Origin of the sequence: Exiguobacterium sp. s189 (genome assembly GCF_018617615.1) — a bacterium.
Taxonomy (GTDB): Bacteria; Bacillota; Bacilli; order Exiguobacteriales; family Exiguobacteriaceae; genus Exiguobacterium; species Exiguobacterium aestuarii_A.
This window is the reverse complement of the sequence record NZ_JACSKM010000013.1, coordinates 21752-40621: the sequence shown is the minus strand read 5'-3', so window position 1 is coordinate 40621 and position 18870 is coordinate 21752. Positions and strand designations below refer to the sequence as shown.

Sequence of the window (18870 nt, the reverse complement as noted above, 5' to 3'; positions counted from 1 at the left end):
TGACGATGTACCGATTCCTGACAATCAGGTGGTCACAAGTTCTCGCTTCGGCAATGCGGCATAACGAATCTTTCCGAACGAATTACGTGGAATCTCGTCAATCTGCATCACCCGAACACCTTTCACCTTAATTTGTTCTTTGATGATTTTTTGAATGCGTGCGACGTCATCTTGCAACGTATACACGTATAATTGGTCGTCTTCCCCGGCACAGACACAGTCATGTCCGTGCTCTCGAAGGAGAGCCTCGACTTCGTCCAGGCTGATTCGACTTCCATATAGTTTGATCATGCGCTTCATGCGGCCGACGATGAAGAAATACCCATCCTCGTCGCGATACGCCATATCTCCTGTACGCAAGACACCGTGATTGTCGTCACCTTTTGAAAGGTCCGCTAACGAGGTCGCATACCCAAACGACACGTTGTCGCCTTGATATACTAACTCGCCTGTCACGTTCGCCTCTTTGATGTCATTTCCGGCTTCGTCTCGTAACGAGAGCGTTCCACCAGGGATGGCAATTCCGATGCTCCCTGCTTTTTTCGCATGCATCCGATCCGGTAAATACGACACCCGGGCCGTCGCCTCCGTCTGACCGTACATGATGAAATACTGTATCCCTTTTTCTTCACACACCGTCGTGAAGTGATGGGCGAGCGTTGGGTCTAACTTTCCACCCGCTTGCGTCAACTTCTTCAAACTTGGCAAATCATACGTCTCAAACTTCAACCGTTTCAACATCTCGTAATGAAACGGTACCCCACCAAACGTCGTCGCCTGCTCAGCACGACACAACTCCCAAAACTCTTTTTGAACGATCGAGCGATCTGTTAGGATGATGGTCGCCCCTTTCAATAGATGACTGTTGATAATCGAGAGTCCATACGAATAGTTCATCGGAAGGGTCGTGATTGGTTTATCCGTTTGATCGATGTCGAGATAGTCGATAATCGACGTGGCGTTTGCTAATAAGTTGTTATACGTGAGACGGACCAATTTCGGACTTCCGGTACTCCCTGAAGTCGTCAACAGAAGGGCCAACTCTTTATGAAGTTCATGGTGAACTGTTGCTCCTGTTTCAAACAAGGCGTAACCACCGTAACCATAGTAAGCATCCAACGAGTTCGCCAAATCGTTTCTTGATTCCGGTGCCCATACGTGCGTCGGTTCATACCGTTCCATCAACTTCTGTAATTGCTCGGCTGGGATATCCGCGTCTAACAAGACGGGTACAACGCGTCCCCGAATGAAACCGACATAGCCGAAGAGCGACTCGACCCGGTTGGTACATAGACAGAAGACGAGCGACCGTTCGCCGACTTCCTGACAAATCGAGTCGCCGACCTCCAACATCTCGCCGTATGTGTAAGAACGGTCCGCATAGACCGCCTCACGATCCGTGTACTGCTCGAGTGTTTGAAAAAGCGTCATGATTGGATGTCCACACCGAGGCGCTGCAGCAACGCGATGCCAGACTGATACGAATGGAACTCTGTCATTTCATCCGAGTCGATATAGACGTCAAACGCATCCTCGATTTCTGCGATGAGTGTCATGTGTCCAATCGAATCCCATTCCGTCGATTCTCCGAGCTTCATGTCCTCGAGAACCACATCGTCCTCTAATTCCAATCCGTTTTTAAATGCCATGTTATATGCTTCAAGCGTGCTCATTGTATTCATCCTTTCACGTTCACTCCAACTGTTCGATTTCATCTATTCTTATTGACTGATAATGATAATCATTTGCCTTGTGATTCTATCACAATTTTTCGAAATCGGTCAATTCTTCACAGGAGAAAAAGCCTGGAGTTGAGCGATTTTGTACATGAAAAAGACCACATCGTTACGATGCGGTCTCAGAAGACGATAAAACATATTCGAGTTGTAAATCGAGTGGTTCTTCTTTATAGATTTCTGGCACGATTTCTTCGGCTAGTATGCATCCCATCGCTTCATAGAAATGATACGTATCGACGGCCGGGTTCGCTCCGATGTATAGCTTTTTCGTGCCTCGTTCGATTGCTGCCTGACAGACACGTTCAAATAACACCTTCCCGATTCCCTGACCGCGACAAGGACGACTCACATGAATGAAGCCCAAATTCAAATACTGGCCTTCCGTTCCGAGCAGGTGTCCATCCAGTCCAGCAAATCCAAGTAACGTTTCACTTTTTTGGATTGCCACAACAACGCCGCCACGGTCAATGTAGTAGTTGAGAATATCAATGATCTGTTGTTTTTTCGCATCATCCCATTCATCGATATAATGCTCGTCTTTTTGATAAAGCTCACCATTTGAATCCACGGCATAGATGCGATGCGTTTCCTGAAAGCGATCGAAGGTTGTTAGAAAATCGGGAGCAATTTGATTTGTTAGAAGATTGATGGTGTGGTTCATATTTGGCTGTAGCTCCATTTCCTTGATTGAGATTATTACAGTCCGATGCAAAATCAATCGTTTTGATGAATCCTATCGTCCAATCTAGTTTTTATTTAGATTCATCTCATCTATAAGTGTGTTGAGGCTCTTCCAAGATAACAAGGTGTAAGGTGGTTCCGTATCACTCGTTACAGGAAAATCTTCAGCAATGAGACTAGCCCGCTTGACGAATAGATCCCTTTTACCAGACTGATACACGGCAATTTTTCGAGGCATGTCCTCATCGTCATCATAATATCCGGTCTTTAATCTCAATGTACTGATTTCCTCTAATGAAGGAATTTCTTTTCCCTGCCAATCGTATATCTCAAAAATTGGGTACCGATCACGTGTCCATTGCTCAATAATATCAATCACTTTTAACAGGATATATTCGGAAGAGTCCATCTGAAAACTGACAATGTCTCCTGATTTAAACGTCGTATCCGCTACAAAGCGCTTAGGAATCTTTTTAGCCAGGGGCTGAGGCTGATTCAATTGATGTTTTAACTTAAGAAGAACGGCCTCTCTTTTCTTCTTTAACTTTAAATCATCGTTCCAATTTTCTAGCTCGATTCCACTGTCAATAATCTCTACAGCATTTTGTTTTACATGACCTTGTAACCGTCCTAGCTTCCATTGAATAAGTGCAAAGGAAAGCCAAAAAAGTGTCATTTCTTCAGCATCTAACTCATCTATGTACTCTTGAATGACCTTTTCACTCGCTTGTTCATTCGAATACCCGTCCCCTAGTAAATCTTTGTATATAAACCGAATATCTTCGGCAAGGTCATTCGATAAAATCGCTACTCCCCAAACACCCATATAATTCAACTCCTAAAAAAGTCATCTAGAACAAGTATAAAACAATGTTCTACATGACTCTTTGAAAATATTTATTTATGGTACGGCTCATTCCGATTAATTCGATACGCCCGATAAATTTGTTCACACAATACGAGCTTCATGAGTTGATGGGGGAACGTCATTTTTGAGAACGAAATCGTATCGTCCGCTCGTTTCATCACATCGTCCGACAGACCAAGCGATCCTCCGATGACGAAGGCAATTTTACTCTTTCCATACGTTGCGAGTTGATCGAGTTCACGGGCGAACGCTTCACTCGTCCGCTGCTTCCCTTGAATCGCCAAGGCAATGACGTGCGTGTCTGGGGATATCTTCGCTAAAATCCGCTCGCCTTCCTTTTGTTTTACTAGTAACATATCTGCCTCACTCAAATGTTCGGGTGCTTTTTCGTCTGAGACCTCGATTTCCTGCACTTTTGCGTAGGCAGAGAGCCGTTTTGTATACTCGGCAATTCCTTGCTTTAAATATTTTTCTTTTAGTTTGCCGACAGTGATAATTGAAATATTCATCCAATTCTTCCTTTTTCCACAGTTTTTTTGGAGTTATCCATAGGGTTATCCACAGAGTTATCCACAAATCCACATGTTGATAATTAGTTTTTGCTTGACACAACATATGTTGCGTCGGCTTCACAGAACTCACATGTCACTTGTTCACTTGTGGATAATTCCTCTAACAACGGGTACTCCCCTGTTTCATCCACAATGATGTCTAAAGCGATTTCAACATGTTCCTTGCATACTTTTTTTTCCACAGTTTTTCCTCCTTAAAAAAGAAGCGTCGCCGCTTCTTTAAGTTGCTTCAGTTAACGTCGCCTCGGTTTCTCTCGTTTCCCCGCGACGTAAATACTCAATCGTAATCGTATCACCGACCGTTGCATCTCGATAGAGTGCATCGCGTAAATCAACGTATCGTTTAATCTCGCGATCTCCGATTTGCGTGATGATATCGCCGACGCGAAGTCCCGCTTCTTCAGCCGGACTACCTGGTGTCACTTCTTCGACGAAGACACCGTCTTCTTGGTCGAATGAGATGCCGTATTCTTCCCGGACGTTACCGGGTACGGCAATGACTTCTTGAATCGTGACCCCGAGCTGGGCCCGTGTCACTTTGCCGTCACGCTCTAACATGTCAATGACCGGTAGCGCCACGTTCACCGGAATCGAGAAACCGACCCCTTCTACGCTCGCTTCGGCGATTTTCATCGAATTGATCCCGACGAGCTCCCCACGAATGTTGATGAGAGCACCGCCCGAATTCCCTGGGTTGATTGCCGCATCGGTCTGGATGACTTCTGCGTTGTAATCCATCAAGCCGTCGCTATTCGTATCGACCGGCACCGTCCGCTCGACACCACTGACGATACCACGGGTGACCGAGTTTGAGAAGACACCGAGCGGATTTCCGATGGCCATGACGGTCTCACCGGCTTGCAGCACGGTCGAATCGCCAAGCACGATCGGTTTCGCATCGATATTATCCGGCAGCTCCACTTCTGCGACCGCCAAATCGTTGAGCGGGTCTTCACCTAAAATGGTCGCTGACGCAATCTGACCGTCGGAGAAGGCGATATTGATTTCATCCGCTTCTTCGATGACATGGAAGTTGGTGACGATGTATGCCGTGTTTCCTTCCACTTTATAAATGACGCCAGAACCAGCGCCCGCCTCCCATTGCGAGTCCGAAGTGAAGGCCCGCTGAATGTTCGTAATACTGACAACGGACGTCTTCGCTCCGAGAACTGCCGTTGTGACGTCGGATTCGGTGACGGTCACAGCTTGCTCGGTCCGCGTCAGTTCATTCGTCACAAAACGAGAGGTCGGCGAATCCCAGAGCATCACTGTGACAAAAAACAAAGCCGCTCCTAAGAATCCGCCAACCCCTCCGAGTAACAACGGTTTTATATTCGGTCTCGGCTTGTGGCGTACGTGTTCCTCTTGCTTCGGACGCCATTCGCTCCGAGACGGATACGTCGGTTTTTCTTCTGTTGCTTCGTGTACTTCAGGTTCGACGTCTTGAGGTTCATACTCATGGTGTCTCTCTTCGTTCACGACGCGTCCCCCCTTCAAGACAGTGTGATAACTGTCTTTTCCCAAGTTTCCTTATAAAGAAACGAGCGAAGTGGGGATTGTCGGGTCCGTGTCGCACAATTTGATCCGACCTAAGTCGACGTCTCGCATGCCGAGTGTTTGCGAGACGCTCATTTGCGCTAGCTCTTTCATGTTGTTGTCTTTGCTTAAGTGCGCCAAATAGATCCGTTTCGTCCGGTCACCGATGACCTCACTCATCGCAATCGCGGCATCCTCATTCGAGACGTGGCCGTAGTCCCCAAGGATGCGTCGTTTGACGCTCCACGGGTAACGACCCATCTGAAGCATCGAGACGTCATGGTTTGACTCGAAGATGAAGTCGTCAGCTCCACGAATGACCCCTTTCATCCGGTCTGAGACGTAGCCCGTATCCGTGATATGGGCCAAGCGTTTCCCGTCGTGGGCAAACTGATAAAACATCGGGTCCGCCGCATCGTGACTGACGTTGAACGTTTCAATCTCGATATCACCGAACTGCTTGATGTCCCCGACCTCGATGTGAAACTTCAACGCTGGGTCAATCTTTCCGATGAGTGATTCCATCGCCGCCCACGTCTTCGCATTCGCATAAATCGGTAAGTTATACTTTCGCGCTAATATCCCTACTCCTTTAATATGGTCGGAGTGCTCATGGGTGACGAGCAGTGCATCGATCCCATCAAACGACCGACCGATCGCTTCGATGCGTTGTTGCATCGCTTTCCCGGTCAATCCGGCATCGACGAGCAGCTTTGTCCGTTCCGTCTCGATATAGAGGGCGTTCCCGGTCGACCCGCTCGCTAACACACTATACTGTAAACTCACACCATCACTCCTTTCATTCTTTCGTTTCAAACTCGACGCGCTCTACCGTTCCGTCGATGGCATTGACGAAATACACATGATCGTCGATTGCGACCGACCAGAGCGGTGGCATGATAATCAAACCGCCAGAGCTGTCGAGGGGTAAGCTATAAAAACCGGTGTTGATGGCCCGCATCTCCTGGTTCGGTTGGAAATACTTCCGTGACGCGAGTTGAGAGATGGCTTCACTGGCCGTTAACACGAGATCGTCTTGTGGTTTCGATGAGATGTCTTTCAAGTGACGTTGCTTATAATCCGTCACTTCAAACGCCTCATTCAATTGAATCAAGATGAGGGACGGTCCGATATACATCTCCGAATCTCCCTCAACTTCAGGTGCCGAGAAAATCTTATTGTCTTCAAACGTTTGGACGAAGGCGATTTGTCTCGTCTTTTCATCATATCGCCAGTAGGCATATTCTTCTCCGAACGGGACATATTCCGCAACAAACGTTGAAGCCGTTGTTCTCAACTCTTTTGCATCGAGCGGTACCGGCTGTTTCAGCTCGACTTCGAGTTGCATATTGTCGAGCGTCGTTGCCAGTTGTGCCTCTCGATTTTTCGTAATCATTGCGGCCGACATTTCTTCAGACGACCCTGTCAAATAGCCGATATCCCGACCCATTCGTGGCAGTTTGACCGGGTCGACATTTCGTTGGTCTAAAATTTGTGCAATCGACGTGTTGTCGTTCGTTACGACTTCGGTCGCCCATGTCTCAGTCACCAATTGGAACAACAGATAAATGTTCAAGGCAAGGAAGGCGAAGATTAAAATGGTTTTCGCTTTACTCCAATCCACGATACATCATCCTTTCTGTCCAATCTTCTGACTGGTTGTACGGGACCCAACGTCCCGCTTCACGCACGAACCAATTCGGTGAGAACGTCACATATCGGCTCGTATCCTCGTTATACTCAATCTCATAGCCGATTCGAATCTCGGTCACGTTCTCAAACCGTCCAGAGTTGATGAGTGTCCCGAGTACTTCGTCTGCGTCAGCCAGCTGCGTCGTACCGACTGTGATCAAGCGGTCAATCTCTAAGTGATGTCGTGTGATGGACCGGACTTGCGCCCCGTCGTTTTCCACACGCAATGTGGATAAGTCGATGGCGTCATTGTTGATAAACGCCTCACGTTGGCTAAAGACCGGGAATCCTTTCACATGAAAACGGAATACGGTCGTTTCAAAGCCTTTGTTCGCCGGTGTGATGGCATCGAAGCGAAGCGAGAGTCCTTGATTCTCAGAAGACTCGTCGACCCATCCACCATGGAAATTCACGAATTCGACAATCGAATCCAATCCGAGTGCCGTTTCCCGCTCGGTGCTGTTTCGCGATAAGTTCCGATAGCGACTCGCGTTCAACTTCGCGTCATATTCCGCCACGCTGACACCGTTCGTCAATGCCCCCACTGAACTCGCCGGGTCGACTTCTTGGACGTTCGGGTCGCCTGGGAAGAATGTGTCCCGCATCCAGTCGAGGCGCGCATCGATTTGAATCGACGATACGTCATATGCGAACAACTCATTCATCTCCGGTCCGACGACCGGGATATAGTTCACGCGTTCATCCGTATACGTCACTCGCTTCATCGTCCGACTCGAGTTTTTTAGGAATAGACTGTTCACGTCGCCGTTTCCGACCTTCGTCAGCTTTCCTTCCCAAATGGATTGGTCACTCATGATCGTCCGGATGGTAAACGCATTGTCTTCCATGTAGATGAGCACACGTTGCGGGATTTTCCCAGACAGACTGTACGTGCCCGGCAGCATATAGCTGAGCGTGTCCGCATAGTAGGCTTCCGGTAAAATCAATTCGAGTCCTTCGTTGATATCCGTGTAAAAGCTCGGGACATTTTTTGCGGCGAGCGGTTTGAATTCACTTGCTTCAAACGTATCCCGAATGACCCGCATCAACTGCTTCGGTGTATTCTTCGAAGCGAACACGGCATTGTTGTCATGCACGACCGCTTGAGTCGGGATGATGACCTGATTCGCACGACGCTGTAGTGACTCGTCCACCGTCGTCAATTGCGTCTCCGATTGGACGGCCTGATACGTGGGATGGTAATCCCACAAGATGATGGTTTGAACAATCGACGTGACGATTAACGTGAGCAAAAGGAACGACTTCCACAGTTCTGGCTTTGCAATCGTAAACCGTTTCATCAATCATTCACCTCCACAATCGTATCGAACGGAATCGTGAAGTAAATCGTCGTGCCACGGCCAAATTCACTCTCTGCCCAGATGTCTCCACCGTGAGCGGATACGACTTCTTTGGCAATCGATAGACCGAGTCCGGTCCCACCGATATTACGCGCCCGCGCCTTATCGACACGATAGAAGCGTTCGAAAATTTTCTTCAAGTTCGACTTCGGAATCCCGACTCCCTCATCCTTGATGCCGATGACGAGGCGTTTCGCCCGAAGCATCGTCCGGAACGTGATCGTACCGCCCTCTGGCGAGAACTTGATGGCATTCGTGATGATGTTATCGATCACTTGTGTCATCTTATCCTGGTCGGCATGTACGTACACGCGACGTTTCATCAGCTTACGACGAAATTGAATCGCGTCTCCTTTCGTCATCTCGTGACGGTCGATGATGTCGTTAAAGAACTGCACAAAGTCGAACTTCACTTTCTGCATCTTATATTCTTTACTGTCCATCTTCGAGAGTTGCAACAAGTCATTGACGAGGCGAATCATTCGCTCTGTCTCGTTTTGCGTCGTCTCTAAGAAGCGCGGCGCCAACTCATCATCCTGATAAGCCCCTTCCGCAAGGACCTCCAAATAACTACGCATCGTCGTGAGCGGCGTGCGCAACTCGTGACTGACGTTTGCGACGAATTCACGGCGATCTTGTTCGACTTGCTCTTGTTCGGTGACGTCATGTAAGACGACGATAAGACCTGTGATTGGTCCACTATGTTTTTGAATCGGTGAGAAATAGGCTCGAACGAGGAACAGTTCCTCATCCGTACTAAGGTCAATCAGTTTCGCTGGCATCGTCCCGTCCTCTGGAATGACGATTTCCTCTTCAAACGCGAGAAGGCTCTGCAAGTTCATACCCATCGCTTCTTCTTCATCGACCCCAATCATGTCACGCGCCTGGTCGTTCATTAAGATGACCCGTAACGAACGGTCGGTCGCAACCACACCGTCAGACATGTTTTCGAGGACACTCGTCAACCGACGACGCTCTGCTTCTGTCGTCGCATTCGCTTCCATCAACTCATCCGTCAATTCGTTAAACGCGTAGGCGAGTTGACCGACCTCATCATCCGAATACACTTTAACTTTCCGCGAGAAGTTCCCTTTTCGCATCTCGACGGCTTGCCGACGCATATCGGCAATCGGTCGTGTGATCGTTCGAGATAACAAGATACCGAGGAAGGATGTGATGATCAAGGCAATGACCGTCCCGGTTGCGAGGATTCGGATGACTTGTTCCATCTGGTTATAGATAGACTGCATCGATGCCTCGATATAGATCATGCCGATTGTGGTCCCGTCTACTTCTGACTTGACGGGAACGGCGACGACGCGCATCCGGTCATTCGAATCTTCATAGACAAGCGTCTCTTGGGCGCCGCCTGTCGCGAATGACTTCTGGATAAACGTACTTGCCGTCCGTTGTCCGACGAGACTTTGATTGTTCTGGTTCGAGGTCGCCCGTACGACACTGTTCGTATCGATGATTTGGACTTCTCGAATGTCGTCAGCTAGCGTCGTGCTCTCGGTAAAGTCAGACAGCAGCTGATCCAGTAACTGGTTCAACTGCTGGTCCGTGGTCGAGTCACTCTCGTTCGCGGCGATCCCCTCACTGACGTTATAGCTCAGTAGGTTCGCCCGGTCGACGAGTGACTGCGAGAAGTTGTTGATGTATTGCCGTTCCAAAGAACGCACAAAGTACACGCCGATGACTTGCATCGCAACGAGAATGAGCAGCGCATAGATGACGACGAGCTTCCACTGAATTGATTTAAAGAAGTTCGTCCGTTTCATCGTTTAATCTTCTTCTCCTGCCTTCAAATAATACCCGACCCCGCGACGCGTAATGATATACGTCGGTGTCGATGGGTTGTCCTCTACTTTTTCACGAAGTCGACGTACGGTGACATCCACAGTACGAACGTCCCCGAAGTAATCATAGCCCCAGACCGTTTGGAGTAAATGCTCACGCGTCATCACTTGTCCGATGTTTTGCGCGAGGTAATGAATCAATTCGAACTCACGATGCGTCAGCTCGATCTTCTCGTCCCGTTTCGTCACCATGTACGAATCTGGGTGAATCGTCAAGTCGCCGATCACGATATCGTTCGCGTTCGCCCCTTTTGCTTCAGGCGCCGGCGCCGTCGCATGACGTCGCATGTTCGCTTTGACGCGAGCCAACAACTCACGTGAGCTAAACGGTTTCGTGACATAATCGTCCGCACCGAGCTCTAGTCCGAGCACTTTATCAATCTCTGAGTCTTTTGCCGTCAACATGATGATGGGCATGTCATACTTCTTCCGTACCTCGCGGCATACTTCCATGCCGTCTTTGAGTGGAAGCATGATGTCGAGTAAGATGAGATCCGGTTGAATCTCTTCTACTTTCACGAGCGCTTCTTCGCCGTCATATGCGACATGCACTTGGTAACCTTCTTTTTCAAGTTTAAACTTCAATATATCTGCGATTGGTTGTTCGTCATCTACCACTAAAATCGTACGATCCATTCAGTTAGTCCTCCTCTTATCATTAAACGTACATGCCTACATTGTAACTCTTTTTATACAGCTTAGAAAGCGTGGTCCATTTCCGTGGAAATGAAAAAGAGAGCCGCAATGGCTCCCTTTCTTATGCTTCGTAAATGTCACGCAAGATGACCGTCTGCTCACGAGCCGGTCCGACCGAGAAGGTCAATAACTCAATACCCGTCAATTCTTCGATGCGACGCACGTAACGTTTCGCGTTTTCTGGAAGGTCGTCGAAGTTACGGACGCCCGTAATGTCTTCTGTCCAACCAGGAAGTTCTTCGTACACCGGTACACACTTCTCAAGGACACGGAAGTTCGGCGGATATTCGTCAAGATGCTTTCCTTCGTACTCATACGATGTACAAATCTTGAGCGTCTCAAGACCTGTCAACACATCGATTGAGTTGAGGCAAAGATCTGTAATCCCGCTGACACGACGTGAGTGACGAACGACGACCGAGTCGAACCAGCCGACACGACGTGGACGACCTGTTGTCGTTCCGTATTCTTTCCCGACTTCACGGATTGTATGACCGATCTCGTCATCGAGTTGTGTCGGGAATGGACCGTCACCGACGCGTGACGTATATGCTTTACAAACACCGACAACGTGATGAATTTTTGATGGACCGATTCCGGCACCACTTGATACGCCACCTGACGCTGCGTTCGACGATGTGACGAACGGGTACGTTCCGTGGTCGATATCGAGAAGGACACCTTGTGCTCCTTCAAAGAGAACCTTCTTCTCTTCGTCGAGTGAATCGTTCAAGACGACAGATGTATCGCACACGTATTTCGCAAACTGTTGGCCATACGCGTAGTACTCTTCGAAGATGTCATCAAATTCGACTGGGTCGACCTCGTACATTTTCACGAACATGCGGTTCTTCAATTCGAGAACGGTCTTTAATTTCTCTGCGAACACTTCTTTGTCGAGAAGATCTGCGATACGAATCCCGATACGCGCCGCTTTGTCCATGTATGCTGGACCAATCCCTTTAAGTGTTGTCCCGACTTTCGCATCACCTTTCGCATCTTCTTCTAAACGATCCTGAAGCTGGTGATACGGTAAGATGATGTGCGCCCGGTTCGAGATACGAAGGTTATCCGTGCTCACACCGCGCTCATGTAAGTAAGCGAGTTCTGTCACGAGTGATTTCGGGTTGACGACCATTCCGTTCCCGATGACACACGTCTTATCCGAATAGAAGATACCCGACGGAATGAGGTGAAGTTTATATTTCGTATCATTGAAGACGATCGTATGACCAGCGTTGTCTCCCCCTTGATAACGCGCGACGACTTCGGCTTGTTTCGATAAGAAATCGGTGATCTTCCCTTTCCCTTCATCGCCCCACTGCGTTCCCACTACGACTACTGATGACATAATGAATCCTCCTTATTGATCAACGTTCTGTTCAAACCATCCGTAAGTGTACACTTGAAAAGCGAGAAAGTCAATCCAATACCGAACGTTTTATATAACATGTAACTATTCGTTCGTTATTTTGTGAATCACCTATATAAAAAAAGACACCACCGACGTTACATCGGTGGTGCGAAGGCTTGTGTCTCCATATTGACGAACTTGTTGTACTCTTTCCGGAAGGAGAGCTTGACCGTACCGGTCGGACCGTTACGTTGTTTCGCAATGATGATTTCAATCGTATTGGCGTCTTCACTCTCTTTATCGTAATAGTCATCACGATAGAGGAAGGCAACGATATCGGCATCCTGCTCAATCGCTCCCGATTCACGGATATCCGACATCATCGGTCGCTTGTCTTGACGACTCTCTACCCCACGAGAGAGCTGTGACAAGGCGATCACAGGTACTTGAAGTTCACGCGCAATCGCTTTGAGCGTACGCGAGATTTCCGATACTTCCTGTTGTCGGTTTTCGCCCGGTTTCCCGTTCCCGACGATGAGCTGCAAGTAGTCAATCATGATCATCCCGAGACCGTGTTCTTGCTTCAAGCGACGACACTTCGCCCGAATCTCGTTGACACGAAGACCCGGCGTATCGTCGATGTAGATGCCCGCTTGTGAGAGCGATGACATCGCAAGTGATAAGCGACCCCAGTCTTCCGCTTCAAGACGTCCGGTCCGGAGGCGCTGGGCATCGATATTTCCTTCTGCACACAACATACGCATGACGAGCTGTTCCGCTCCCATCTCTAAACTGAAGATGGCGACGTTCTCGCCCGTACGGACGGCAACGTTTTGCGAGATGTTCAAGGCGAATGCGGTCTTCCCGACAGATGGACGAGCGGCCACGATAATCAAATCGTTTCGTTGGAAACCGGCCGTCATCTTATCTAAATCCGTGAAGCCTGTGGCAATCCCGGTGATTTCACCGCTCGACTGATGCAGTTTTTCAATCGTCGAATAGGCATCCGATAGAACGGAACCGATCGGGTGGAAACTGGACTGCCCTTTCCGTTGCGATACTTTTAGAATGTTCCGCTCCGCGTCCGAGAGGACAGAATCGACCTCGTCCTGACGCTCATAACCATCTGAAACGATGTTCGTTGCCGTTCGAATGAGACGACGAAGTGCCGCTTTTTGATCGACGACATTCAAGTAATAGCCGATGTTCCCGATGGCCGGGACGGATTCAGCGACCTCCGCTAAATAGTTGAGACCGCCGATTTCGTCTAAAATACCTTGCGCTTGGAGCTCTGAACTGAGCGTGACCAAGTCGACAAGTTCGCCCCGGTCATTGATTTTTAACATCGCTTCAAAGATGCGCTGGTGGCTGACGCGATAAAAGTCGTCCGGGTCGACCCGCTCTGAGGCCGTGATCAACCGGTCCGAATCGAGGATGATCGCCCCTAAGACGGCTTGCTCCGCTTCCACGCTATGTGGTGGTGTATTGACTTGAATCGCATCACTCATCCGTCTCTACCTCACCTTCAAGCTTCTTGTACATGTACATTCAACGTCGCAACGACGTCATGGTGCAACTTCACTGGCACTTTCGTGAAACCGAGCGCCTTGATTGGGTGCTCGAGTTCAATTTTACGCTTATCAATCTTGTAGCCCATTGATTTGAGGGCATCCGCGATTTGTTTGCTTGTGACCGATCCGAAGACGCGACCACCTTCACCGGCTTTTGTCGTGACGGCGATCGTCTCTTTTTCAAGTTTTGCCTTAAGTTGCTGCGCTTCTTTCAACTCTTCTTCTGCAGCCTCTTCAGCACGACGTTCTTTCGCCGCGAACGCTTTTAGATTTCCAGGTGTCGCTTCAACCGCCAAGTTTTTCTTGAACAAGACGTTTTTTGCGTAAGCGTCTGCCACGTTCTTCACTTCTCCAGCTTTTCCTTGCCCTTTAACATCTACTTTCAAAATGACTTTCATTCTAATTCCTCTCCTTCAGTATCATCTGTCAAATAATGGTCAATTGCTTCTTTTAACAAGACGTTTGCTTGTTCACGACTCATTTCGAGTTGTGTCGCTGCATTCGTCAAATGTCCGCCACCATCGAGCATTTCCATGATGACTTGAACGTTGACGTCACCGAGAGACCTTGCGCTGATTCCGGTTCGTCCATCCGGTAAAATCGCGATGACGAACGAGGCTTTGACACCCTCCATGTTCAGCAACTGGTCTGCAGACTGGGCAATCAATACTTGGTGATGGGCCTCATCGTCAGAAGCGACCGCAATCGCCATGCCATCTGCGTAAATCTCAGTGTTTTTCAAAATCTGTGACTGTTCGATATAGGCATCGAGGTCTTGACGCATAAAGTGTTGCACGAGTACCGTGTCAGCCCCTTGAATACGTAAGTAGGACGCCGCATCAAACGTACGTGAACCTGTACGGAGCGTAAAGCCTTTCGTGTCGACCATAATCCCTGCAAGAAGTGATGTCGCCTCGAGAATCGAGAGCTTGCGACTTCCTGCCTGATACTCAATCAACTCCGTGACGAGCTCACACGTCGATGATGCATAAGGTTCCATATAAACAAGGACCGGGTCCTCGATAAACTCTTCACCACGTCGGTGATGGTCGATCACGACGACGCGCTCCGCCCGATACAGGATGTCTTTTGAAATGACAAGTGAAGGACGATGCGTGTCAACGATGACGAGAAGCGTCTGTTCATCGATGAGCGGTTGTGCTTCATATTCGGTTAAGAACTGGCTGTATAACGAGTCATCGTTCTCCACTTCCTGAACGAGACGTTGAATGCCGATGCTCGTCTCACCTGACGGCACCACCACGTACGCCTCACGTCCGACAAACTCAGCCAGCTTCATAATCCCGATTGAAGCACCGAGTGAGTCCATATCTGGATTTTTATGCCCCATGACGAGGACACGGCTCGATTCGCGAATCAAATCACGCATCGAGTTCGAGATGACACGTGCTCGGACCCGTGTCCGTTTCTCCGTCGGGTTTGTCTTCCCTCCAAAGAAACGAACCTTTCCGTTATGACGTTTGACGACTGCCTGGTCACCACCGCGACCAAGGCCAAGGTCTAGACTCGACTGCGATAAGTTGCCGAGCTCCGTCAACGTCGTTTCTCCACATCCGATCCCAATCGATAACGTCAAAGGAATTTTTTGTTCCTTCGTCGCATCGCGTACTTCATCCAAAATAGCAAAACGATTGTTTTCAAGTTCAGATAACGTCCGCTCGTTCATCACGAGGAAGAAACGGTCTGCTGCCGTACGACGCATATAGATGTGATGCCGCTGTGCCCATTGGTTGAGAAGTACCGTCACACGACGGTTGACTTCACTTCGCACTTGCTCATCCACCGCAGTCGACATTTCATCGTAGTTGTCTAGATACAAGATGCCAATGACCGTTTGCGTTTGAACATATTTTTGTTCCATCTCTGCTTCTTCGGTCATGTCAAACAAATAAAGGGTTTGATGTATTTGGTTGTAATAGACACGATAGACGCGGTCACCCACTTCAATCGTGGCTTCATCCTCTTCCTCTTCAATCAATTCATCGAATGCGGAATGGAGCGCATCAAGCGGTACACCAATCGCCATGTTGAGCTCAAAGATCAATCGCGACTGTTCATTATACCAATTGACACGTCTGTCTTGATCGAAGACTAAGATTCCAATCGGCATCGTCGTCAATGCTTCTTTTCCGACCTCTTCGATTTGATGAGAGAGTGAGAGGACATACTGTTCCCAATTTTTACGCTCCCTTCGCATCGTCACTTGCTGATAGATGAAAAAGATCAGCGTGCCCGTAAACAGGGTGATTGCCGCCACAATGCTGTAGAACGCCAATCCTAACGAGACAAGGAATCCAATCACATATGGAATCATATGCCGCGCGTATTGGTTCTTCACGGATGTTATTGCTTCACCACTGTGCATGTATGCCTCCTAAAATGAGTAATGTTCACCCATGGAATCGTAAAGGTTTCTGCTCTATCATACCATATTCGTCGGTTTCACTTACACACTTACAAACGAGATGAAATACAAAAAAACGACTTATCCAAAAGGATAAGCCGTTCGTCAAACATTACTCTGCAACGTATGGAAGCAAAGCCATTTGACGTGAGCGCTTGATAGCGACAGTAAGTGGACGTTGGTATTTCGCTGAAGTACCAGTCACACGACGTGGAAGAATTTTACCACGCTCCGAAACGAAGCGTTTGAGCAATTCTACGTCTTTATAATCGATATGAGTGATGTTGTTCGACGTAAAGAAACATACTTTACGACGACGACGACCTCCTGGACGACGTGCCATGTGAAGACCTCCTTTATAAGTTAGTTTTTATTGTCAACAATGATTAGAATGGCAAATCATCATCTGACAAGTCGATTTTGCCGCCACCCGAGAACGGATCTGCGTCAAAACCTTTATTCGAATTCGAGGACTGAGATGAAGTCGAAGCAGCTCCTGCGCCCCATCCTGATCCACTTGATTCACCACCACCGAAGACATCTCCAGATGGTGCTTGCTCACGTTGCCCTGAGGCTCCGCGTGGTTCAAGGAAGCGTACGCTGTCGGCGACTACTTCTGCCCGGTAACGACGTTGGCCATCTTGTCCTTCGTAACTACTGATTTGAAGGCGACCGTCAACGCCGGCCATGCTGCCCTTTTTCAAGTATTGTGCTACGTTCTCTGCTTGTTTGCGCCAAACGACACAATCAATAAAGTCCGTCTCGCGCTTCCCATCTTGTCCAGCGAATGGACGATCGCAAGCGAGAGTAAGGCGTGTTACGGCGATTCCGCTCTGCGTGTAACGCATTTCCGGATCGCGAGTCAATCGACCAACTAACACAACTCGGTTAATCATCTCCAAGCTCCCCTTTCACGATACGAGGCGTTAAGGATTAACGCTCGTCTTTTGTTGTCATTTGACGGACAACGTCGTCAGAGATCTTCATGAGACGCTCTGTTTCTTGGATCGCTTTAGGTTCAGCAACGATGTTAAGAAGAACGTAGTGTCCTTCGCGCATCTTGTTGATTTCATAAGCGAAACGACGTTTACCCATGTCTGTTGTTTTTTCAACAGTACCACCGTTTTCAGTGATGACGTTGTTGAAGCGCTCGATCAAAGCTTTCTTCGCTTCCTCATCAACTGATGGACGGATAATGTAAAGAAGTTCGTATTTACGCATTATCTTTCACCTCCTCTTGGACTAACGGCTCCTACCGGTTTGTAGGAGCAAGGAGCAAACAATTGTTTTACTCACGTCATAATATACTATCAAACTTCCTTGACTTTTACAACACGTTTCAGCAAATCAACTTATACGTTGAAGCGGAATGTGACAACATCGCCGTCTTGGAAGACATATTCTTTACCTTCCGAGCGAAGTTTCCCTTGTTCTTTCACTGTCGTCATGTTGCCAGCTGCTGAAAGATCTTCATACGCGACAACTTCAGCACGAATGAACCCACGTTCGAAATCAGAGTGAATGACACCGGCACATTGTGGTGCTTTCATGCCTTGTTTGAACGTCCAAGCGCGAACTTCTTTTTCTCCTGCAGTGAAGTATGTCGCAAGACCAAGTGTCGAATACGCAGCACGGATCAATTGATCGAGTCCTGACTCTTCGATACCAAGATCTTGTAAGAATTCGAGACGCTCTTCCGGTTCGAGTTCTGAAATTTCTTCTTCGATACGTGCACAGATGACGATGACTTTCGCCCCTTCTGTTGCCGCATGGTCACGGACCGCTTGAACGTACTCGTTTGAGTCCGCGTCCGCCACTTCGTCTTCACTCACGTTCGCCACATAAAGCATCGGCTTCATCGTCAACAATTGGAAGTGTTTCACGATGGCGAGTTGGTCGTCCGTTAATTCAGCGACACGTGCCGGGCGCTCCGACTCAAGAACATCACGTACGATTTCAAGTGCTTCAAGCTCCTGTACCGCTCCTTTATCTTTCGCTTTGACCATCTTTTGAACGCGTGCGATTCGTTTATCGACTTGTTCAAGGTCAGCTAAGATCAATTCAAGGTTGATGGTCGTAATGTCGTCAATCGGTGAGACGCGTCCCGCAACGTGCGTGATGTTCTCGTCCTCAAAGCAACGAACGACTTGGCAAATTGCATCGACTTCGCGAATGTTCGCCAAGAACTTGTTTCCGAGTCCTTCACCTTTTGATGCACCTTTAACGATTCCAGCGATATCTGTAAATTCAAACGCTGTTGGCACCGTCTTTTTCGGTTTGACGAGTTCCGTCAATCGATCAAGACGTGCATCTGGTACTTCAACGACTCCAACGTTCGGGTCGATTGTCGCGAACGGATAGTTAGCCGCTTCGACTCCTGCTTGTGTAATCGCATTAAACAAAGTCGATTTCCCGACGTTTGGTAATCCGACGATTCCTGCTGTTAATCCCACTAGTAGTTCCTCCTCATCCGGTGTTTCCCGGGAAATGTTAAGCCGTCTGTGGAGTGGGTACCT

20 protein-coding genes are annotated in these 18870 nt (G+C 48.5%); all 20 read right to left on the bottom strand.

Translation table 11 applies throughout. From position 1 onward, the window contains the following. Nucleotides 1-24: 24 nt before the first annotated feature. Nucleotides 25-1431, bottom strand: a complete 1407-nt coding sequence (locus tag KNO99_RS13490; protein WP_214749547.1) for an AMP-binding protein — start codon at nucleotides 1429-1431, stop codon at nucleotides 25-27. Further along, complete coding sequence (locus tag KNO99_RS13485; RefSeq protein ID WP_214696564.1) at nucleotides 1428-1673, bottom strand: acyl carrier protein; 246 nt, start codon at nucleotides 1671-1673, stop codon at nucleotides 1428-1430. Before KNO99_RS13485 ends, KNO99_RS13490 begins: the two co-directional genes overlap by 4 nt. 172 nt (nucleotides 1674-1845) lie before the next feature. After that, nucleotides 1846-2400 carry a GNAT family N-acetyltransferase gene (locus tag KNO99_RS13480; protein ID WP_214749544.1) on the bottom strand — a complete coding sequence of 185 codons (555 nt, stop codon included), beginning with the start codon at nucleotides 2398-2400 and terminating at the stop codon, nucleotides 1846-1848. Between the two features lie 84 nt (nucleotides 2401-2484). Then, nucleotides 2485-3246, bottom strand: coding sequence for a hypothetical protein (locus KNO99_RS13475; RefSeq protein WP_214749541.1), 762 nt, complete (start codon nucleotides 3244-3246; stop codon nucleotides 2485-2487). A 71-nt stretch (nucleotides 3247-3317) separates the two neighbouring features. Continuing rightward, nucleotides 3318-3797 (bottom strand): 23S rRNA (pseudouridine(1915)-N(3))-methyltransferase RlmH, encoded by a 480-nt coding sequence (gene rlmH, locus KNO99_RS13470; protein WP_214749538.1) that lies wholly within the window; start codon nucleotides 3795-3797, stop codon nucleotides 3318-3320. 83 nt (nucleotides 3798-3880) lie between these two features. Further along, nucleotides 3881-4042 carry a CxxH/CxxC protein gene (locus KNO99_RS13465; protein WP_214696548.1) on the bottom strand — a complete coding sequence of 54 codons (162 nt, stop codon included), beginning with the start codon at nucleotides 4040-4042 and terminating at the stop codon, nucleotides 3881-3883. Nucleotides 4043-4079: 37 nt separating this feature from the next. Then, the gene (locus KNO99_RS13460; RefSeq protein ID WP_214749535.1) at nucleotides 4080-5339 is read right to left on the bottom strand and encodes a S1C family serine protease; all 1260 of its coding nucleotides are present in this window, start codon (nucleotides 5337-5339) and stop codon (nucleotides 4080-4082) included. Between the two features lie 51 nt (nucleotides 5340-5390). Next, a complete protein-coding gene (locus KNO99_RS13455) occupies nucleotides 5391-6182 on the bottom strand; it encodes an MBL fold metallo-hydrolase (protein ID WP_074034013.1) in 792 nt (263 codons plus the stop codon). 13 nt (nucleotides 6183-6195) lie between these two features. After that, nucleotides 6196-7020 (bottom strand): two-component system regulatory protein YycI, encoded by an 825-nt coding sequence (locus KNO99_RS13450; protein WP_214749532.1) that lies wholly within the window; start codon nucleotides 7018-7020, stop codon nucleotides 6196-6198. Further along, complete coding sequence (gene yycH / locus KNO99_RS13445) at nucleotides 7007-8389, bottom strand: two-component system activity regulator YycH (protein WP_214749529.1); 1383 nt, start codon at nucleotides 8387-8389, stop codon at nucleotides 7007-7009. The genes KNO99_RS13450 and yycH overlap by 14 nt, the downstream gene beginning before the upstream one ends. Next, nucleotides 8389-10230: a cell wall metabolism sensor histidine kinase WalK gene (gene walK / locus KNO99_RS13440; protein ID WP_074034022.1), complete on the bottom strand. Its 1842-nt coding sequence runs from the start codon at nucleotides 10228-10230 to the stop codon at nucleotides 8389-8391. The genes yycH and walK overlap by 1 nt, the downstream gene beginning before the upstream one ends. A gap of 3 nt (nucleotides 10231-10233) precedes the next feature. Next, nucleotides 10234-10944 (bottom strand): response regulator YycF, encoded by a 711-nt coding sequence (yycF, locus tag KNO99_RS13435; RefSeq protein ID WP_015880237.1) that lies wholly within the window; start codon nucleotides 10942-10944, stop codon nucleotides 10234-10236. Between the two features lie 121 nt (nucleotides 10945-11065). Beyond that, nucleotides 11066-12355: an adenylosuccinate synthase gene (locus tag KNO99_RS13430; protein WP_074034026.1), complete on the bottom strand. Its 1290-nt coding sequence runs from the start codon at nucleotides 12353-12355 to the stop codon at nucleotides 11066-11068. Nucleotides 12356-12513: 158 nt separating this feature from the next. Then, nucleotides 12514-13866: a replicative DNA helicase gene (gene dnaB / locus KNO99_RS13425; protein ID WP_015880235.1), complete on the bottom strand. Its 1353-nt coding sequence runs from the start codon at nucleotides 13864-13866 to the stop codon at nucleotides 12514-12516. 17 nt (nucleotides 13867-13883) lie between these two features. Next, entirely contained in the window at nucleotides 13884-14327 is a 444-nt protein-coding gene (gene rplI / locus KNO99_RS13420) for a 50S ribosomal protein L9 (RefSeq protein ID WP_214696532.1), read from the bottom strand. Beyond that, nucleotides 14324-16315 carry a DHH family phosphoesterase gene (locus KNO99_RS13415; RefSeq protein ID WP_214749526.1) on the bottom strand — a complete coding sequence of 664 codons (1992 nt, stop codon included), beginning with the start codon at nucleotides 16313-16315 and terminating at the stop codon, nucleotides 14324-14326. The genes rplI and KNO99_RS13415 overlap by 4 nt, the downstream gene beginning before the upstream one ends. A gap of 151 nt (nucleotides 16316-16466) precedes the next feature. Beyond that, a complete protein-coding gene (gene rpsR, locus KNO99_RS13410; RefSeq protein ID WP_015880232.1) occupies nucleotides 16467-16697 on the bottom strand; it encodes a 30S ribosomal protein S18 in 231 nt (76 codons plus the stop codon). Between the two features lie 43 nt (nucleotides 16698-16740). After that, nucleotides 16741-17250: a single-stranded DNA-binding protein gene (gene ssb, locus KNO99_RS13405; RefSeq protein ID WP_015880231.1), complete on the bottom strand. Its 510-nt coding sequence runs from the start codon at nucleotides 17248-17250 to the stop codon at nucleotides 16741-16743. Between the two features lie 37 nt (nucleotides 17251-17287). Then, nucleotides 17288-17575, bottom strand: coding sequence for a 30S ribosomal protein S6 (gene rpsF, locus KNO99_RS13400; protein ID WP_074034039.1), 288 nt, complete (start codon nucleotides 17573-17575; stop codon nucleotides 17288-17290). A gap of 131 nt (nucleotides 17576-17706) precedes the next feature. Further along, the gene (ychF, locus tag KNO99_RS13395; protein ID WP_214696529.1) at nucleotides 17707-18807 is read right to left on the bottom strand and encodes a redox-regulated ATPase YchF; all 1101 of its coding nucleotides are present in this window, start codon (nucleotides 18805-18807) and stop codon (nucleotides 17707-17709) included. Nucleotides 18808-18870: the final 63 nt, after the last annotated feature.